The sequence below is a fragment of the Oleiphilus sp. HI0066 genome (assembly GCF_001635725.1).
Genome location: NZ_LWFH01000532.1, coordinates 1 through 763 on the forward strand (window position 1 = coordinate 1; position 763 = coordinate 763).

Consider the following 763-nt stretch of genomic DNA (forward strand, 5'->3'; position numbering starts at 1 on the left):
CGTCAGGAACGTCCTGATCTTATTTTGATGGATGTTGTAATGCCTGGGTTAAACGGTTTCCAAGCAACTCGTCAATTAACGAGAACACCTGAGACCGCTGACATTCCAGTAGTGATTGTTACTACCAAAGATCAAGAGACTGATCGAGTTTGGGGTACGCGCCAAGGTGCGAAAGGATACTTAGTTAAGCCAGTTAGCGAAAATGACCTCATCGCTACCATTAACGAGTTACTTGATTAAATAGTATGAGTAGTGAAGTCGCGCACTCGTTTGATGCTTTACGAGATATAGCGAAGAAAAGTGCGCAGTTTTCTGTAGGCTTGCCTGCCCAAGAAGAAGTTCGTGAATATTTTAGTGGTATCGGATTTTCGCTAGCGGGTTATCAATTCATAGCCGGCATGGGGTCCGTGTCCGAGCTATTACATGTTCCAAAATATACCGTTATTCCTGGAGTAAAAGCTTGGGTGTTGGGTGTTTCCAATATTCGAGGCCGCCTCATTCCTATCATTGATTTGTCTCGTTTTTTTGGCGTACCAAGCGAACGGATTAGATCTCGAGATAAAAGAATTCTTGTTGTGGAACATAACGACATGCTCAGTGGTTTATTGGTCGACCACGTTCAGGGCATGCAACACTTCGAACAAGAAGGATTGAAAAATACCACTTCAGAACCATTGTCGAAAAATATCGTTGCCTTTGTGGATGGTGCATTCAATAGAGATGGTAAAGATTGGTTGGTGTTTGATGCTAAGCGATTGGTATC

Annotated in this window: 2 protein-coding genes; both read left to right on the plus strand. The window is 43.1% G+C overall.

Features of this window, described 5'->3' with window-relative positions; translation table 11 throughout:
- Positions 1 to 240: response regulator (locus A3738_RS07245; RefSeq protein ID WP_068763482.1), on the plus strand; the 240-nt coding region annotated here is incomplete at its 5' end.
- Positions 241 to 245: 5 nt separating this feature from the next.
- Positions 246 to 763 (plus strand): chemotaxis protein CheW (locus A3738_RS07250; RefSeq protein ID WP_068763483.1); only part of this gene is annotated, 518 nt, incomplete at its 3' end.